Source organism: Micromonospora sp. WMMD1076 (assembly GCF_029581475.1).
In the GTDB taxonomy this organism is placed as follows: domain Bacteria; phylum Actinomycetota; class Actinomycetes; order Mycobacteriales; family Micromonosporaceae; genus Micromonospora; species Micromonospora aurantiaca.
Genome location: NZ_CP120862.1, coordinates 4,245,805 through 4,262,461, shown reverse-complemented (window position 1 = coordinate 4,262,461; position 16,657 = coordinate 4,245,805). Strand labels below are relative to the sequence as shown.

15 protein-coding genes are annotated in these 16,657 nt (G+C 73.7%); 7 read left to right on the top strand and 8 right to left on the bottom strand.

Annotated elements, in window-relative coordinates; translation table 11 throughout:
• Window positions 1-48: 48 nt before the first annotated feature.
• A complete protein-coding gene (locus tag O7622_RS20300; protein WP_282309747.1) occupies window positions 49-3,036 on the bottom strand; it encodes a glycosyl hydrolase in 2,988 nt (995 codons plus the stop codon).
• 492 nt (window positions 3,037-3,528) lie between these two features.
• Between O7622_RS20300 and O7622_RS20295 the strand changes: the two genes are divergently transcribed.
• Window positions 3,529-4,149, top strand: a complete 621-nt coding sequence (locus tag O7622_RS20295) for an L-threonylcarbamoyladenylate synthase (protein ID WP_282309746.1) — start codon at window positions 3,529-3,531, stop codon at window positions 4,147-4,149.
• 76 nt (window positions 4,150-4,225) lie between these two features.
• Window positions 4,226-5,794 carry a Na+/H+ antiporter gene (locus O7622_RS20290; protein WP_282309745.1) on the top strand — a complete coding sequence of 523 codons (1,569 nt, stop codon included), beginning with the start codon at window positions 4,226-4,228 and terminating at the stop codon, window positions 5,792-5,794.
• Between the two features lie 124 nt (window positions 5,795-5,918).
• On the opposite strand, the gene O7622_RS20285 is transcribed toward O7622_RS20290, so the two are convergent.
• On the bottom strand, window positions 5,919-7,364 hold the full coding sequence (locus tag O7622_RS20285; RefSeq protein WP_282309744.1) for an endo-1,4-beta-xylanase: 1,446 nt from the start codon (window positions 7,362-7,364) through the stop codon (window positions 5,919-5,921).
• Between the two features lie 383 nt (window positions 7,365-7,747).
• On the opposite strand from O7622_RS20285, the gene O7622_RS20280 reads away from it, so the two are divergent.
• Window positions 7,748-8,593, top strand: coding sequence for a S1 family peptidase (locus O7622_RS20280; protein WP_282309743.1), 846 nt, complete (start codon window positions 7,748-7,750; stop codon window positions 8,591-8,593).
• 44 nt (window positions 8,594-8,637) lie between these two features.
• On the opposite strand, the gene O7622_RS20275 is transcribed toward O7622_RS20280, so the two are convergent.
• On the bottom strand, window positions 8,638-8,997 hold the full coding sequence (locus O7622_RS20275) for a hypothetical protein (protein WP_282309742.1): 360 nt from the start codon (window positions 8,995-8,997) through the stop codon (window positions 8,638-8,640).
• Between the two features lie 110 nt (window positions 8,998-9,107).
• Window positions 9,108-10,070, bottom strand: coding sequence for a hypothetical protein (locus O7622_RS20270; protein ID WP_282309741.1), 963 nt, complete (start codon window positions 10,068-10,070; stop codon window positions 9,108-9,110).
• 164 nt (window positions 10,071-10,234) lie between these two features.
• On the opposite strand from O7622_RS20270, the gene O7622_RS20265 reads away from it, so the two are divergent.
• Window positions 10,235-10,540 (top strand): DUF1330 domain-containing protein, encoded by a 306-nt coding sequence (locus O7622_RS20265; protein WP_282309740.1) that lies wholly within the window; start codon window positions 10,235-10,237, stop codon window positions 10,538-10,540.
• Window positions 10,541-10,655: 115 nt separating this feature from the next.
• Window positions 10,656-11,078: a thioesterase family protein gene (locus O7622_RS20260; protein ID WP_282309739.1), complete on the top strand. Its 423-nt coding sequence runs from the start codon at window positions 10,656-10,658 to the stop codon at window positions 11,076-11,078.
• 7 nt (window positions 11,079-11,085) lie between these two features.
• On the opposite strand, the gene O7622_RS20255 is transcribed toward O7622_RS20260, so the two are convergent.
• The gene (locus O7622_RS20255; RefSeq protein ID WP_282309738.1) at window positions 11,086-11,745 is read right to left on the bottom strand and encodes a response regulator transcription factor; all 660 of its coding nucleotides are present in this window, start codon (window positions 11,743-11,745) and stop codon (window positions 11,086-11,088) included.
• Window positions 11,733-13,016 carry a histidine kinase gene (locus O7622_RS20250; protein WP_282309736.1) on the bottom strand — a complete coding sequence of 428 codons (1,284 nt, stop codon included), beginning with the start codon at window positions 13,014-13,016 and terminating at the stop codon, window positions 11,733-11,735. Before O7622_RS20250 ends, O7622_RS20255 begins: the two co-directional genes overlap by 13 nt.
• Window positions 13,017-13,291: 275 nt before the next feature.
• Here O7622_RS20250 and O7622_RS20245 point away from each other — a divergent pair, with 275 nt between their 5' ends.
• Complete coding sequence (locus O7622_RS20245) at window positions 13,292-13,663, top strand: DUF1905 domain-containing protein (RefSeq protein WP_282309735.1); 372 nt, start codon at window positions 13,292-13,294, stop codon at window positions 13,661-13,663.
• Here O7622_RS20245 and O7622_RS20240 read toward each other — a convergent pair.
• A complete protein-coding gene (locus tag O7622_RS20240) occupies window positions 13,581-14,126 on the bottom strand; it encodes a hypothetical protein (RefSeq protein WP_282309734.1) in 546 nt (181 codons plus the stop codon). The two genes, O7622_RS20245 and O7622_RS20240, sit on opposite strands and share 83 nt — an antisense overlap.
• A gap of 69 nt (window positions 14,127-14,195) precedes the next feature.
• Here O7622_RS20240 and O7622_RS20235 point away from each other — a divergent pair, with 69 nt between their 5' ends.
• On the top strand, window positions 14,196-14,774 hold the full coding sequence (locus tag O7622_RS20235; RefSeq protein WP_282309733.1) for a TetR family transcriptional regulator C-terminal domain-containing protein: 579 nt from the start codon (window positions 14,196-14,198) through the stop codon (window positions 14,772-14,774).
• Window positions 14,775-14,865: 91 nt separating this feature from the next.
• Here O7622_RS20235 and O7622_RS20230 read toward each other — a convergent pair whose 3' ends face one another.
• Entirely contained in the window at window positions 14,866-16,590 is a 1,725-nt protein-coding gene (locus tag O7622_RS20230; protein ID WP_282309732.1) for a sugar ABC transporter permease, read from the bottom strand.
• Between the last annotated feature and the right edge of the window lie 67 nt (window positions 16,591-16,657).

Sequence of the window (16,657 nt, the reverse complement as noted above, 5' to 3'; positions counted from 1 at the left end):
CACGAGCCGGCGCCCCGGCCGTGCGGGCCGGGGCGCCGGAACCGTGGGTCAGGAGCCGTACGGCAGCGTGACCGTCGAGGCGTTGCCGACACCGAGGATCGTGGGCGCGCCACCGATGGCGTTCCACACCTCGACGCGTACCGTGCCGCCGGACAGGTTGCCCAGCGTGCCGGTGGACGAGAGCAGGCCCTGGGTCTGCCGGTAGTGCTCCGTACCCGGGATCGGGTCGGTGGCGAAGTACCTGTAGGTCTCCACCCGCTCGACGCTGCCGTTGCCGGTCAGGTCGTAGGAGACCCGGATCTGGACGCCGTTGCCGACCGCGGTGCCCGCGTCGACGGCCAGGTCGAACGCGGTCGCCCCGCCGGTGTACGTGCCGGTCAGCCCGGTGGCGGTGAACACCTGCGGGTTGGCCGGTGTGCCGTCGGAGTTGCCGTTCGCCGCCGCCACGTTCACCGTGCCGGCGGTGCCGGCGGTGCCGTCCAGCCCGCCGCCCGAGCGCAGGTAGCGGGTCGGCGCCAGCGGGGTACCGGTACTCGGCGTGGGGCTGGCGGTGGTCGGCGTCGGCGTCGGGCTGGCGGTCGTCGGGGTCGGCGTGGGCGTCGAGGTCGGCGGGGGACCGGTCGGCACGGTCACGCCGCCGGTGGCGTTGCCGCCGCTCCACGCGTACGCCCCGGAGGTGGCCGTCTTCCCGGCCGGCACGGCGAGCGTGGTGCCGTTGGAGAACGTGACAGTCAGCGGCCGGGCGGTGATGTTCGACGCCACGTAGGTGCGGGCGCCGTTCTTGACGAACACCTTCGCCAGCGGGTGGTTGGCGGTGACCGTGGTGTCCACGGTGCCGAGCGCGGCCAGGTTGCGGATCCAGTGGAACGTGTGCGCCTTGCTCTCCCCCTCCTCGCTGGTGAACCCGCTGTTCGCCCGGAAGTTGCGCAGCGCCTGCTCGCCGTCGCCGAGGGCCAGGAACTCCCAGATGATGTCCTGCCACACCGTCGGCGGCCCGCCCTTGTTGGTGACCAGCTCGGCGTAGTTGGCCTTGACGTACTCGGGGTGGTCGCCCAGGTAGAGGTGACCGCCGGTGATCGGCAGCATGTTGATGCCCTGGATCATCTCCGGCGCGGAGGAGAACCAGGTGGAGTACGACCCGCCGTCGCCCCACACCATGCCGACCGTCTTGTGCCCGAACGCGGCCGGGAAGTTCTGGTCGTACACGTCGAACCAGTACTCGGAGATGGCGGCGGACTGGGTGGTCCACAGGTAGACACCGGCGTCGCGGACGGCTGTGTCGCCGGTGGCCTGACCCCACTGGATCAGCGCGTTGGCGAAGTTCATCCCCTCCGACGAGGACTCCTGGTTGTTGCCGGCGAAGAACGGCGCCAGCCCGGAGGCCCAGTCGTGCCCGGCGTAGATGTCGAAGTCCCGCAGGTAGGGGAAGCGGCTGTCGGCGCGGTCGTAGTTGTTGGCGTCGCGGATGAGCAGGTCGATCATGCCGCCGTATCGGCTGTCGTCGGCCCAGCCCGGGTCGAACTTGGCGACGGTGGCGGCGGCGGCGATGAAGTAGCCGTAGTGGAAGTGGTGGTCGTTGAGGTCCTCGTCGGAGCCGTACGAGGCCGGGTAGCCGATCAGCGTGCCCCAGTTGCGGTCGTAGTAGAACAGCTGGCCGGTCTCGCCCGAGCCGGCGGTGAGCCAGTTGGTCAGCCGGTTCCTCATCGCTGTCACCGCCGCGTCGCGGACCGGGGTCTGCCCGAGCTGGTCGGCGATCTCGGCGATCCGGGCGGCCCGGCCGAGTCCCTTGCCGGCCCAGTAGGTGTCCGGGCCGCTGACGCCCTCCGGGTTGCCCTGCTCGGTGTTGAGGTAGCCGGTGACGGTGGCCAGGTCCGCGCCGCTGGAGTCGCCGACGGCGGGCACCTCGGGCAGCACGCCGGTGAAACGCATCGTGGTGGTGAACGACGGCACGCCGGTGAGCACGCGCATGGCGCCGCGCGCCGAGACGTACGTCGGGGTGATCGGGGTGGCGCCGGTGAGGCTGCGCCACTGGTGCGGATAGAGCGCCACCACCGTCTTCGTCTCGCTGCCCTCGCGGGGCGTGGTGGTGAACGCGTACGTGGTGCGCACCGTTCCCGCCGACGGGTCGTACGTGTAGCTCATCCGGGTGCCGGTGACGTGGGCGTGGGCGTACCGGCCGTAGGTGTCGGCCAGGGCGGCCCGGTCGCCGCCGCCGGGCAGCACCGCGACCGAGAAGTACCCCTTGCCGGCCAGCGTCGAGCTGATGCCGGTGCCGTTGACGGTCCACGTCGCGCCGGTCGGTGCGTACGCGACGTAGTCGTGGCCGCGGACCGTGAAGCCGATGGTGGCGCCGGAGTTGCGCCAGACGGTGGGTGTCGCGGCGGCGGTGAGCTGCGCGGTGCCGCCGCTGACCGTGTAGTAGCTGAACGGCAGCCCGTGGCCGATGGTGGCGCGCATGGTGCGGCTGCCGTCGCTCCAGTCGGCGGTGACCGTCCAGTCGCTCCAGCCGGCCGCCTTGACCACCGGCGCGGCCAGTCCGGGCATCCCGACCCGGACGTCCTCGGTGTACGGGTAGTGGAACTCGCCGACCCCGGTCGCGGTGCCGCTGATCGCCGGGGTGGTGGTGTACGACAGGCCGAGCCCGTTGTTCTCGGCCTTGAACGCCAGCGGGTGGGCGTGCAGGTTCTCGCTGCCGGCGCAGTTGTTGCGCTTCCAGATCAGCGAGGACCACCAGTCGTTCGTGGGGATGGCGCCGGCCGGCGCGTCGGCGGTGGTGAAGATGCGCGGGTTGGTGCTGATCGCGCCGCAGCCCTTGGGCAGCAGGGCGCCGGGCGGCAGCGTCTCGGTGTAGCTGCCCGCGCCGACGGCGCCGGCGGTGGCCGTGCCGCCGCCGCCGACCACGGCGCCCAGCAGGCCGGCGGCGAGCACTGACGCGGCGACGAGGGCGGTCGCCCGCAGACCGCGACGGCGGGCCGGGGACGGGACGGGCGCGGTCGGGGGTACGGGGTCGGGGGAGAAGTCCCGCAGGAGGGTCATGGAGGTCCCCTTCACGAGGAGAAGGCGGGGTACGAAGTGGTGTTCCGGCAGTCGTGAGAGCGCTCTCTTGAGAAGGGACAGTAAGGTTCGGGTTACGGCTCCGTCAATGTCTTGTTACCAAAGAGAGCGCTCTCCCGCGCTCACGGAAGACCCTCCGGTCACCTCACGAAGCGCGCTGACCAGCCTCGACGGCCCGTACGAAGCGCCGCCCCCGGCCGGGCCGGCCGGGGGCGGCGCGAGCACGCGTGTGCCTACGCTGAGTCAGGCGGCGGTGGCGGCGAGGCGGTGGGCTGCCGGGGCGCGGCGGGCTGCCACGGCGTCCGGGCGGCGCTCAGCAGCGGATCGGTCACCTCCGCGGGGCGGTCGGCGACGCGGTCTGTGCTGGCTTCGGAGATGATTCGGTCCCCCTGTCGTGAACGGCCCCCACCCGTTTCCGGAAACCGCCCCGGCCGAACCTGCGCCCCGGCGGTGCGGCGACATAGGCTGGCCGGCGTGGCGAGGTACTACGACCTGCATCCGGACAACCCCCAGCCCCGCGTGATCCGGCAGGTGGTGGACCTGCTGCGCGCCGACGGGGTGATCGCCTATCCGACCGACTCCTGCTACGCGCTCGGCTGCCGGATCGGCGACCGCGACGGCGTGGAGCGGATCCGGGAGATCCGGCGGCTCGACGACCGGCATCCGTTCACCCTGATGTGCGCCGACTTCACCCAGCTCGGCCAGTTCGTCAAGCTCACCAACGCGGTCTTCCGGCAGGTGAAGTCCGTCATCCCGGGCAGCTACACGTTCCTGCTCCCGGCCACCGCCGAGGTGCCCCGCCGGTTGCAGGACCCGCGGCGCCGGGTGGTCGGCGCGCGCGTACCCCGGCACACCGTGACCCAGGCGCTGCTCGCCGAACTCGGCGAGCCGCTGCTGACCAGTACGCTGCTGCTGCCCGGCGAGGACGAGCCGATGACCCAGGGCTGGGAGATCAAGGAACGGCTCGACCACCTCGTCGACGCGGTGGTCGACGCCGGGGACTGCGGGCTGGAGCCGACCACTGTGGTCGACCTGTCCGGCCCGGAGCCGGAGATCCTGCGCCGCGGCGCCGGAGATCCGTCCCGCTTCGAGTAGCGATCACCGATTCCGTCCCGCCGGGCCGCCGCGGTAGGGCACCGTGATTCCCGGCGGACGGTGACGGGGGTACGGCGTGGAAGCACTCGTGCTGATCACGGTGCTGGGCGCCACCGTGCTCGTCGGCACCACGATCGGCGGTCGCTACAGCGTCGCGCCGCCGGTCCTGCTGATCGCGATGGGCGCGCTGATCGGCCTGCTGCCGCCGTTCGACAACCTGATCCTCGAACCCGAGGTCGTGCTGGTGCTGTTCCTCCCGGCGATCCTCTACCGGGAGAGCCTGGTCATCAGCCTCCGCGAGATCCGGGCCAACCTCACGGTGATCGTCGGGCTCGCCGTCGTGCTGGTGATCGTCACGATGGCCGCCGTCGCGTACACCGCACAGGCCCTCGGTGTGCAGCCGGCCGCCGCGTGGGTGCTCGGGGCGGTCCTGGCGCCGACCGACGCCGCCGCCGTGGCCGGCCTGGCCAAGCGGATGCCGCGCGGCATCCTCACCACGCTGCGCGCGGAGAGCCTGGTCAACGACGGTACGGCGCTCGTGCTGTTCGCCGTGGCGGCCGGCGTGATCGCGGGCGGGACGGTGCCTGACGCGCTGACGCTCACCGGCGAGTTCGTCGGCAAGTCGGCCGGCGGGGTGGCCGCGGGCCTGCTCGTCGGCGTGGTGGTGGTGCTGATCCGCAAGCACGTCGACGATCCGATGCGCGAGGGCGGGCTGAGCATCCTCACCCCGTTCGTCGCGTTCCTGCTCGCCGACGCGGTGCACGCCAGCGGGGTGCTCGCGGTGGTGGTGTCCGGGCTGCTGCTGTCGTACGCCGCGCCCCGGGTGATCCGGGCCCGTTCCCGGGTCACCGCGTTCGCGTTCTGGGACCTCTCCACCTTCATGGTCAACGGTGGGCTGTTCGTGCTGCTCGGCACGCAGGTGCCGCGCTCGCTGCGCAGCATCACCAGCCACTCGCCGAGCGCGTCGCTCGGCATCGCGGTGCTCGTCGCAGCGGTCGTGGTGGCGATCCGCCTGCTCTGGGTGCACCTGTCGGTGTCGGCGCTGCAACGGGTGGACCGGCGGGAGTCGAGCCGGGCGCGGCACTTCGACGGCCGGATGCGTACCGCCGCGGGCTGGGCCGGGTTCCGGGGCGCGGTCTCGCTCGCCGCGGCGCTCGCCGTGCCGGTCACCATGCACGACGGGAGCCCGGTACGCGAACGTGACCTGATCATCTTCGTCACCGTCGTGGTGATCGTGCTGATCATGCTGGTGCAGGGCACCACGCTTCCAGCGGTCGTGAGCTGGGCCGGCCTGACGGGCGACCGGGAACGCGACGAGGAGGTGCGCTGGGCCCAGGTCCGGGCCACCGAGGCCGCACTGGAGGCACTGCCCCGGGCCGCCGACGACGTGGGCGCCACCCAGGACACCGTGAACCGGCTGCGCGCCGACTACGAGGACCACCTGGCCGACGTCCGCGACCCGGGCGGCGAGGACGCGGAGCGGGAGATGGCCCGCCGGCTGCGGCTGCGGGTGCTGGACCACAAGCGGCAGGAGATCACCCGGCTGCGCAACACCAGGCAGATCGACGACGCGGTGCTGCGCCAGCTCCAGGCCGCCATCGACATCGAGGAGATCCGGCTGCTCGGGCCGGAGATGGAGGAGTGAGCGCCGCCCGCCCGCTCAGCGGGCGAGACGGTGGCACAGGACCTGCCTGACTGTACGGTCGCCGGCCGGTGCCCGCCGGGGACGCGACCCGGCACGGTGGCCCCGTGCCGGGTCGCGCCGACGGTCAGCCGGCCGCGCAGGCCGGTGTGCCGGAGGGCGCGTTGCCGGTGCCCTGGAAGCCGAACTCGGTGGTGCCACCGGCACCGACCTGGCGGTTGTAGTCCACGTTGCGGAAGGTCACCGCGCCGGTGGTGCCGCTGGCCTGGGCGCTCCAGGTGTTCGTGATCGCCGAGCCCGAGGGCACAGTGAGCGACACGGCCCACCCGTTGAGCCCACTGGAGCCCGCGGTGATCCGGACGTTGGTGACGAAGCCGCCCGGCCACTGGTTGGTGGTGAACGTCGCGGTACAGGCGCCGGCCGGCGGGGGAGTCGTGGGCGGCGCGCTGGTCGGCGGCGTGCTGGTGGGCGGCGCCGAGGTGGGCGGGGTGCTGGTCGGCGGTGCGGTGGTGGGCGGCGGGGTGCCACCCTCGTTGAGCGCGTTCAGCACGGCGGTGTACGCCTGCTTCTTGTTGCCGCTGCCGTCGAACAGCAGCGGCGTGCCGCTGGCCCGCCAGGAGTCGGTGTCCCGGATGCCCCAGACGGTGATGCCGTTGCAGCGCGGCACGGCCAGGCAGTCCCGGGTCACGTTGCCGTACGTGGTTGCCTGGCTGCTGCCCGAGCCTTCGATGTCCAGCTCGGTGATCTGCACGTCGACGCCGAGCGCGGCGAAGTTCTGCAGCGTGGTGCCGTAGTTGCTCGGGTACGGCGACCCGCTGTTGAAGTGCGACTGGAGGCCGACGCAGTCGATCGGCACGCCCCGGGACTTGAAGTCCCGCACCATGTTGTAGACCGCCTGGGTCTTGGCCCACGACCAGTTGTCGGTGTTGTAGTCGTTGTAGCAGAGCTTGGCGCCCGGATCGGCGGCGCGGGCGGCACGGAACGCGGCCTCGATCCAGTCGCTGCCGGTGCGCTCCAGGTTGGAGTTGCGGCGGGCGCCGCTGTTGCCGTCGTCGAACGCCTCGTTCACCACGTCCCAAGAGTGGATCTTGCCCCGGTAGTGGGTGGCCACCTGGGTGACGTGGTTGAGCATCGCCTGGCGCAGCGCGCTGCCGGACAGGTTCTGCACCCAGCCCGGCTGCTGCGAGTGCCACGCCAGCGCGTGTCCGCGTACCCGCATGCCGTTGGCCTGCGCGTGCGCGACGAGCCGGTCGCCGCTGCTGAAGTTGAACTGGTTCTGGGACGGCTCGGTGGCGTCCCACTTCATCTCGTTCTCGGCGGTGACCATGTTGAACTCGCGGTTCAGGATGCCGACGTACGTGCTGTCGGACAACTTGTTCACCGCCACCGCGGTGCCGAAGTACCGGCCCTGCTCCGCCGCCGACGCGCCGAGCGTCGTGCCGGCGCTGGCGCTGGTCGCCACCGCTATCGTGGCGGCGACCACGGCGGCCCCCGCCACCATCGCGACCACAGCGGTCCGCGGGCGTGACCGGGCTGCCGCGCTCCCGCTGCCGCGGGCGAGCACCTTGTCCATCTGAACGCCTCTCTAGCCTGTCAATGGGATCGGCTCGCCTCGGCCACCGCCCGCCACGACGTCGGCTCCGCGCGGCCGCCCGGTGGCCGCGCCAGGTGGGGGAGTGACTCCCCGGCACATCGTGAGTGGATCGAAGCGAATCTCTGCCGGGAGCCTACCGGAAGCGTTCCGAAAACTTAATCACCTCGATGCGTCGACATCGGAGCACGCGGCACCGGGCGAACGGGCGGAATCCCCGGTCGGGCGCGGCGGGCGGGCGCGCGCCTACCGCCCGGCGCGGCTCCGGAAGTTTCGGGGAGTGCCGGTTCTGCCGCTTGAGTCGATCGCACTGCCGGTCCGATGCTTGACGAATCGACCGTAGACGATGGAGGAGGTCCTGGAGAATGCGCCGACCCGCGCTCGTCGTACTCGTCCTCACCGCCCTGCTCGCCGGCACCCCGGCGGCCGCCCGGGCCGGCGCCGCCGCACCGCCGCCCGAGCCAGCCGCGCTCGCCGCCGTCCGCACGCCCGGCACCGCCTGGGGGCACGACCCGGCCACCGGCCGGCTGACAGTCACCGTCGACGACACGGTACGCGGGCGCGAGCTGGCCGCGTTGCGCCGGACCGCCGACCGGGCCGGCGCGGTGCTGCGCCACGAACCCGGGCGGCTGCGCACGCTCATCGCCGGCGGCCAGGCGATCTACGGCGGCGGCGGGCGCTGCTCACTGGGCGCGAACGTGCGTAGCGGCGCCACCTGGTACTTCGTGACCGCCGGGCACTGCACGCGCCTCGCCGCCACCTGGTACGCCGACAGTGCCCGCACCACGGTGCTGGGCAGCCGGACCGGCAGCAGCTTCCCCGGCAACGACTACGGCGTCGTCCGCTACACCGGCACCGTCGCCCACCCGAGCGCGGTCCACACCTATCCCGGGCAGGTCACCGTCACCGCCGCGGGCAGCGCGTACGTCGGGCAGGCGGTCTGCCGCAGCGGCGCCACCACGGGCGTGCGGTGCGGCACCGTCACCGGGCTGAACGCGACCGTCAACTACGCCGAGGGCAGCGTCACCGGGCTCATCCGCACCAACATCTGCGCCGAGCCGGGCGACAGCGGCGGCCCGCTCTACGTGGCCGCGACCGGCACCGTCATCGGCGTCCTCTCCGGTGGCAGCGGCAACTGCACGAGCGGCGGCACCAGCTACTACCAGCCGATCCTGGAGATCCTCGCCGCGTACGGCCTGACGATCCCCTGACCGGCGTGCCGGCCGGGGCGCGCCACACGCGCCCCGGCCGGTGCTCAGCCCGCGCAGTTGTTGTTGCGCACCGGCCGGGTCAGCCGCTCCTGCCCGCCGAACGCCGCGTAGACCCGCAGGTGACACGGCAGGTCCACGTCACCGTAGTAGCTGACGACCTGGTCGTCGTAGTGCGTGGTGCCGCTGTCGGTCACCTGCCACGTGCCGCCGTCATCGGACTGGATCTCCCAGTAGACGTCGCCCGCGCAGCCGTCCAGGCCGCGCGACCAGGCGATCATGTTCGCGCCGTTGTAGATCTCCGACTGCACCAGGGTGCAGGTCGCGGCCTGGGCCGGTGTCGCGACCGCGAGCAGGCCCGCGGCCGTCATCGCCCCGGCGCCGAGCGCCGCCATCAGCTTGCGCATGCTTCAGCTCCTCCACGGTGGATGGTGGATTTCTCCGCCGAGGATATCGAGAGGTGAAAACAATCTTCAATGGGATCAGGCTACTCAGCGTCGAAGGACGCCGCGCGGCGTCAGCTCTTGGCCGCCGGCCCGAGCAGTTCGGCCGCCCGCCGGTCGGCGAACGCGGTGACCGCCTGCTGCCCGGCGCCGAACACGATCGCCAGGCCCAGCAGCGCGGCGGTGCTGCTCACGCTGGTCTCCACCAGGCCGCCGATGACCAGCATGATGCCGACCACCGCGACGAGTGGGCCGATCGCGAGCTTGAGCAGCCCCTGCTGGAACGGCAGCTTGTAGGGCAGCCCGCCGGACCGTGAGGTGATCATCGAGGGCAGCGCGCTGAGGAACGCCCCGAGCGCCCCGGCGATCAGCACGAAGAACAGCAGCCGCCACGCCGGCACGCCACCGGCGTCGGTCGGCGCCTCCAGCAGCCGTACGTCGTGGCTGCGCCACTGCACCAGCACCACCAGGATCTCCGCCACCAGCGCGAACACCGACAGCCCCAGCATCCGGTTGCGCAGCCGGCGGGCCGACTCGTGGAACTCGTCGGACGCGGAGTGGTAGCGCAGCAGCAACGCCTGCACCCGGGCGCGCAGCAGCGCCTCGGACGGTGTGCCCGCCGGCGGGTCGAGGTCGGTGAACACCTTGTCGTCGGCCGGCAGCACCTGCGCCGCCGCGCTGCGGTACGCCGGCAGCAGCGCGGTCAGCTCGTCCGGGCTGCGCAGCGCCACCATGGCCCGCTCCACCGAGTGGATCGTCTGCCACGCGTACTCCAGGTTGCCGCCGCGCAACCACTCGACCACGCCGCTGCGTCCGAGGACCACCTCCACCCCGGACAGTTGCGCGCGCAGCGCCTCGGCCCGCTCGGGGTCGCGCGGGGACAGCACCGCGAGCTGCTGGTACAGGTCGTCGAGCTTGGTCCGTACGCGGACCTGCCACACCGCACTGGGAACCGACGCGGCCGGCCGGACCGGCCGGGCGTCCGGCGCGATCCGGGGCTCGGGTATGGCCTCCGGCTGGGTCTCCTGTCCGATCATCGTGCCCCACCTCTTTCCCCCACGCGGCGCGGACCTGCTATAAGTATTCGCAGGTCAGGGTCATGATGGCTAGAGCACACCGGACAGTCGACCCGGCTCGCGAGGCGCGGGGTCCGGCCCGACGGACGAGGCCGCAGCCGCCCGGCGGTCGGTAGCCTGAGCCGGTGACCGTCTACGCCCTCGCACAGCTCACCATCCACGACCGGGCGCGCTACGACAGGTATGCCGCCGCCTTCCCGCCGGTGCTGGCCCGCTACGGGGGGAAGCTGCTCGCCGCCGACACCGCCCCCCGCGTGGTCGAGGGCGAGTGGCCGCACCAGAAGGCGGTGCTCCTGTCCTTCGGCAGCCGCGAGGACTTCGAGCGCTGGTCCACCTCGCCGGAGTACCGGGAGATCTCCCGGGACCGGGAGGCGGCCACCGAGGGCGTGGTGCTGCTGCTCGACGGGATCGGGCACGCCTGGCCGGCCTGACCAGGCCGGGCCGCTGCGCCGGTGTCACGATCTCCACTGTCACGCCGGGGAGGCTGGGACCGCGCGGCCCGGACCGCACGCGGATTACCGCCGCGCCCCTGGTTAGGCTGCCGGCATGGCAGATCCGTTCCGGGTACGCGTCACAGTGCGCGGCTACGAACTCGACACGCAGGGACACCTCAACCAGGCGGTCTACCTCCAGTACGCCGAGCACGCCCGCTGGGAGTGCCTGCGCGCGTCGGGCATCGGCCAGGACCGGCTGCTCGCCGGCGGCGTCGGGCCGGTCGCGCTGGAGGTGACGGTGCGCTACCTGCGGGAGCTGCGCGGCGGCGACGAGGTCGACGTGACCTGCGAGTTCCACTGGGGCGAGGGCAAGACGTTCCGGATCGGCCAGGAGTTCACCCGCGCCGACGGCACCCCCGTGGCCTCGGTCAGCGGCGTCGGCGGACTGCTCGACCTCACCGGACGGCGGCTCGTACCCGACCCGCGCGAGCGGTTCCGGGCGCTGGCCACCGACCCTGTGCCGATGAGCCTGTGACGCCCGGTCAGCCCGCCGCGCGTAGCCAGGCGAGCACTGCCAGGACCCGCCGGTTGGTGTCCTCGTCCGGCGGCAGGTCGAGCTTGGCCAGGATGTTGCCCACGTGCTTGCTCACCGCCGCCTCGGTGACGTACAGGCGGGCCGCGATCGCGGCGTTGGAGTGGCCCTCGGCGACCAGCCCCAGCACCTCCCGCTCCCGGTGGGACAGCGCGCCGAGCGGGTCGCGGGGGCGGCGCAACAGGTGCCGCACCACGTCCGGGTCGACGGCGGTGCCGCCGGCCGCCACCCGGCGCAGCGTCGCGGCGAACTCGGCGACGTCGGCCACCCGGTCCTTGAGCAGGTAGCCGACCCGGTTTCCGTCGCCGCTGTCGAGCAGCGCGGCGGCGTACCCGCTCTGCACGTGCTGGCTGAGCACCACCACGGCGAGGTCCGGGCGCTCGGCGCGCAGCGTGACCGCCGCGCGCAGGCCGTCGTCGCGGTGCTGCGGCGGCATCCGGATGTCGGTCACCAGCAGATCGGGCCGGTGCGTGCGGACCGCGTCGAGCAGCTCCGGGGCGGAGCCCACGGCGGCGTCCACCGCGAAGCCGAACCGGGTCAGCAGGCCGGCCAGGCCCTCCCGCAGCAGGACCTCGTCCTCGGCCAGGACGACCCGGATCACGGACGGCACGGCAGCTCCACCCGAACGAGGGTAGGCCCACCGGGTGGGCTGGACAGCAGCAGCCGCCCGTCCACCGCCGCCACCCGGTCCGCGAGCCCGGTCAGGCCGGTGCCGCGCGCCGGGTCGGCGCCGCCCCGGCCGTCGTCGCACACCTCCACCACCAGCAGGCTGTCGGTCCGGGTCAGCCGCACCTCGGCCCGCGTGGCCCCGGCGTGCCGGGCCACGTTGCCGAGCGTCTCCGAGACCACGTACCAGGCGGTGGTCTCCACCAGGTCGGGCACCGGGCGGGTCAGGTCGGCGTGCACTGCGACCGGGACGACCGACCGGGCGGCCAGGTCGCCGACGGCGGCGGCCAGGCCGAGTTCGGTGAGCTGCGCCGGGCGGATGCCCTGGACGATCCCGCGCAACGTCACCATCAGCTCCTTGGCCTGGTCGTGCGCCGCCGCGAGCGGCCCCGCCGCCGGGGAGTCGTCCGGCACGTCGAGGCGGGCCAGCCCGAGCTGGAGGGTGATGCTGGTCAGGCGCGGCTGCACGCCGTCGTGCACGTCCCTCTCGATGCGGCGGCGCTCCGCCTCGTAGGCGCCCACCAGGCGGGCCCGGGACCGGGCCACCTCGCGCAGCGCCGTACCGGCAGGCGCGTCGTCGAGCAGCAGGCGGGCCACCGCCGCCTGGACCGCGACCAGCAGCCCGGCCAGGTAGACCAGCGCCGGGACCGCCAGCAGACCGGCGAGGGCGTACGGCACCGCCTCGGCCGGGGAGTCGACAGTGGCCCAGAGGAGCACGATCCGGTCCTCGCCGCCGGCCAGCCACGGACCGGCGACCAGGACCGCGTCCAGCAGCACGAGCAGACCGACCATCCCGTACGCCAGCGGCACCGCCACGCCCAGCACGGCCAGGTAGGCGGCCTCCCGCCACCCCGCGGCGGTGGTGAGGCGGGCGGCGAGCCCTTGCCACCGCGGCGCTGTCACCGGGCGGTCGTCGACGAGGCCGAGGCGCCACCGCTCGACGGCAGCCACCGGCGCGCCGGCCAGCGGGGCGAGCGCCACCACCGCGAGCGCCAGCACGGCCAGCACCGCCAGCGCCGGGGCGTCGACCGGGCGGCCCCGACGCAGCGCGCCGGCCACCAGCAGCAGCGGCGCGGCGACCACCGCCGCGCCGAGCGCCGCCGCGCCGGCCAGGGGCAGGGTCGTGACGGCGTACGCCAGGGCCCGCCACGGCCACGCGGACAGCAGGTAGCGGCGGCGGCGCAGCGCGGCGGCCAGCCCATGATCAACGGTCATGCCGTGACGCTAGCCAGGCCACGCCGTGCTTGCCAGCCGTCCAGACCCCGTTGGCGGGTAGGCCTGGCCCTACCTCGAACCGGCCCGACACGCCCCGTGCGCCCGGACGGCCCCGGGCGGTGCACTCGGCGGATGAGAAACCGTCTCGCGGGTGTGGGACACCAGCCGGCCTCGCCCGGTCTGCTCGTCGTGGCACCCGGCCATGAACGCCGTGTTCGTCGGCACCGGGCTGCGGCTGCTGCGGTCGAGCCGGCCCCGGCACCTATCCTGACCGGATGGAGCTGGCGTTCAGCGGCGAGGTGTGGTTCTGGCGCGGCCCCGCGCCGTACCACTTCGTCACAGTGCCCGACGAGCAGAGCGCGGCCATCGAGGCCGCCTCGGCGTCGGTCACCTACGGCTGGGGCATGATCCCGGTGACGGTCCGCATCGGCGGCACCGGCTGGCGGACGTCGCTGTGGCCCAGGGACGGCCGGTACGTGGTGCCGCTGCGGGTCGCGGCGCGCCGGGCCGAGGGGATCGAGCTGGGCGACCGGGTCGACGTGCGGCTGACTGTGGACGTGAGCCTCACGCGTCGCGCGGCGCCCGCTTCGGGAAGACGGTGTACGCGACCGGCCAGAACACCAGCCAGCCCGCCATCACCACGCTGAGCCGGCCGGTCCACGCCCACAGCTCGGCGGTGCGGTCGCTGTCGCCGACCACTGCGATCCCGGCGAGCAGCACGGCGCAGGCGACCGCCCAGCCGAGCATGCCCTTGCCCCACTCCCGCCACTCGTGCCGGGCCCGCGCCATCCCGTACCGGGGGGCCCGGCTCGGGGGAGGACCGCCGGCGAACCGGTGCGCGAACCGCTGGTCGGCCCAGCGCACCATGCTGTGCCCGAACGCCACCGAGAACCCGAGGTACGCAGCGGCGAGGCCGTGGGCGAACGTGGCGGTCGCGCCCCGGCGCAGGTCGATCATCGTGGCGGCCAGCAGCACGAGGTCGACCACCGGCACGGCGATCAGCAGGGCGGCGCCGAGGCGGGGCCGCCGCAGCGGGTACCGGGCGATCAGGCCGGCGAGCAGCACCACCCAGAACGCCACCTCGCATCCGACGATCACTGCCACGAGCATGCGCTCTCCTTTTTAGTACGCTGTGCGATAACCGTAACAGCGCTCGTCAACCAGGTTCCGGAGGAGTCCGTGCCCAAGATCGTCGACCACGGCGCGCGCCGTGCCGAACTGGCACGGGCGATGTGGCGGGTCGTCTACCGCGACGGCGTCGGCGCCGCCACCGTCCGCAGCGTCGCGGCCGAGGCGGGCTGGTCACCGAGCGCGCTGCGGCACTACTTCGGCACCCAGACCGAGCTGCTGGTGTTCGCCATGGAGCACGTGCAGGCCGAGGCGGCCGAGCGGATCACCACCGGGGACCGCACCGGCAGCCCGCGTGAGGTCGCCCAGCGGATCCTGGAACAACTGCTGCCGCTGGACCGTCAGCGCGTCCGCGAGTCCGAGGTGTGGCTGCTGCTCGCCGCGCGTACCCAGACCGACCCGGCCGCGCGCGCCCGGATGACCGAGGCCGACGAGGGCGTCCGCCGCGCCGTCGAGTTCGCGGTCGTCCTGCTCACCGGGGAACCGGCCGCCGACCCCGGCGCGGTCGCCGGGCTGCACGCCCTGCTCGACGGGCTCGCGCTGCACGCGCTGCTGTACCCCGAGCGGATGCCGCCCCGGCGCGCCCGGGAACTGCTCGGTGCGCACCTGGACGCGCTCGCCGCGCCCTGACGGGGTCAGCCGCCCGGCGGACGGCCCATCGCCGCGCCCAACTCGGGGCGCCCGCCCCGGCGTAGCGCCGCCGGAGGTCGGCGGCTCGTCGTCACCGGCCGTGCTCGGGGGTGTCCCGACGCGGTGACCCGGCGGACGGATCCGCCCCGGCGGGCGTCGGCTGCACGTCGGTCGGCCGACCGGCGCGGATCGCGAGCCGCTCCAGGTAGCCGGCCATGAGCGCGGCGAACAGCAGCACGAACAGCACCAGCAGAGGCAGCGGGAGGACCAGGCCCAGCGGAGGCCCGCCGTCGGCGCCGAAGCGGCGGTCGGCGAGCATCTGCACCAGCACCGGCGCGGTCATGCGGTCCGGACCCCGGCTCACGAGCATCGCCCACAGTGGCGCCTGGGCGTGCGCCAGCCAGGTCGGCAGCGCGGTCACGGCCAGCATCGGCAGCGCCGGCAGGAGCAGCGTACGGCCGGCGTCGCCGCCGGAGCGCCAGCGGGCGTGCTGGCCGCGGAAGAGCAGCGTGAACGCGAACAGCGCGGGCACTGACAGCCAGACCGGCGGGACCAGGCCGAGGAACGAGCCCAGTTGCCCGGACTCCTGGGTGCGCTCGTAGCCGGCGATCGCCAGCGGGCCGACGCCGACGAACAGCCACGGCGCGAACGGCACCAGCAGCAGTTCGCTGAAGCGGCCGAGCGGGCGCAGCGCGCCGATGCCGAACCCGGCGAGCGCCGCGACGCCCACCGCGACGAGCGTGGACAGCAGCGGCGGCAGCCAGGTGTTGACGAGCACCGTCGAGGTCTCGACCGCGGCCGGCAGCCGCCCGGTGCCGGAGGAGGAGTTCCGCAGCCACGGCAGCGACGCCCAGACGGTCACGCCGGCGACGACCAGGAGCGCGACCGCGACCAGCGCGGCGAACAGCGGCCGGCGGCCGGGCAAGGACTCCGCCGCCCCGACGGCCGGCCGGTCCCGCCAGCCGTCGAACTCGATCCGCAGCCGGGTGGCCACGATGAGCCCTGCCGCGGCCAGCCCGAGCAGCCCGAGCAGCACCAGCAGCAACGTCGACGTGGCGGACCCGACACCGAGGCGCATCGTCCGGAAGGTGGTCTGCACGGCGGTGAACATCGGGGTGGCGGAGTCCCCGCGCGGCCCGCCGGCGGTCAGCAGCGCCGGTGCGGTGTAGGTCTGCAGGGCGGTGGCGAGAACGCCCAGGGTGAGCAGCCCGCCGACGGCCAGCACGGCGGGCGCGGGCCGGTCGCCGGGCTCGCGGCGGCGCAGCGCGCTCAGGTACGACGTCGTGGCCACCGCGACGACCAGCCCGAACGTCATCTGCGCCAGCGCCGAGGTGAGGAACAGCCGGGGGGACTGCAGGTCCCGGGCCAGGGTGCCGTCCTCAATGCCCTCGGCGCGCATGCCGAGGAGCACGGCAACCGGCGCGTACGCGGCGAGCGGCAGGGCCAGCACGCCCCGGGTGACCAGGCGGGTGACCCGGCCGGCCCGGTCGGCGAGGACCGCGAGCAGCGGCGCGGCGAGCAGCGCCACCGCCAGCGGGATCAGGGCGAGCAGCACCGCGAACCCGACCTGCCCGACGAACCCGGAGGTGAAGGCGGCCTCGTAGTTCGCCGTACCGGCCGACTCGCCCGAGCGGCGCGGCCCGTCAGCCTGAAAACTGCGGGTCACAGTGGACAGCGTGGGCAGGACGTACGACCAGACCCAGGCGATCACCGCGGGAACGGCCAGCGCCAGCCCGATCAGGGCCCCCGCCGCGCGGTACGGCGGCGTGGGCGGGGCCACTCGTGCTGTCGCCTGCGGCGCTGCCGGCTGACTCATCGGGACGCCCACCCTCGAAGATCGACGATCAAGACCGTCGCGACGATAACCGATGCCGTCCACCCGT

What these genes read in the sequence shown, in the direction of transcription:
- O7622_RS20300 (WP_282309747.1), bottom strand. Translation starts at nt 3,036, where the DNA reads ATGACCCTCCTGCGGGACTTCTCCCCCGACCCCGTACCCCCGACCGCG.
- O7622_RS20285 (WP_282309744.1), bottom strand. Translation starts at nt 7,364, where the DNA reads ATGGACAAGGTGCTCGCCCGCGGCAGCGGGAGCGCGGCAGCCCGGTCA.
- O7622_RS20280 (WP_282309743.1), top strand. Translation starts at nt 7,748, where the DNA reads ATGCGCCGACCCGCGCTCGTCGTACTCGTCCTCACCGCCCTGCTCGCC.
- O7622_RS20275 (WP_282309742.1), bottom strand. Translation starts at nt 8,997, where the DNA reads ATGCGCAAGCTGATGGCGGCGCTCGGCGCCGGGGCGATGACGGCCGCG.
- O7622_RS20270 (WP_282309741.1), bottom strand. Translation starts at nt 10,070, where the DNA reads ATGATCGGACAGGAGACCCAGCCGGAGGCCATACCCGAGCCCCGGATC.
- O7622_RS20260 (WP_282309739.1), top strand. Translation starts at nt 10,656, where the DNA reads ATGGCAGATCCGTTCCGGGTACGCGTCACAGTGCGCGGCTACGAACTC.
- O7622_RS20250 (WP_282309736.1), bottom strand. Translation starts at nt 13,016, where the DNA reads ATGACCGTTGATCATGGGCTGGCCGCCGCGCTGCGCCGCCGCCGCTAC.
- O7622_RS20245 (WP_282309735.1), top strand. Translation starts at nt 13,292, where the DNA reads ATGGAGCTGGCGTTCAGCGGCGAGGTGTGGTTCTGGCGCGGCCCCGCG.
- O7622_RS20240 (WP_282309734.1), bottom strand. Translation starts at nt 14,126, where the DNA reads ATGCTCGTGGCAGTGATCGTCGGATGCGAGGTGGCGTTCTGGGTGGTG.
- O7622_RS20230 (WP_282309732.1), bottom strand. Translation starts at nt 16,590, where the DNA reads ATGAGTCAGCCGGCAGCGCCGCAGGCGACAGCACGAGTGGCCCCGCCC.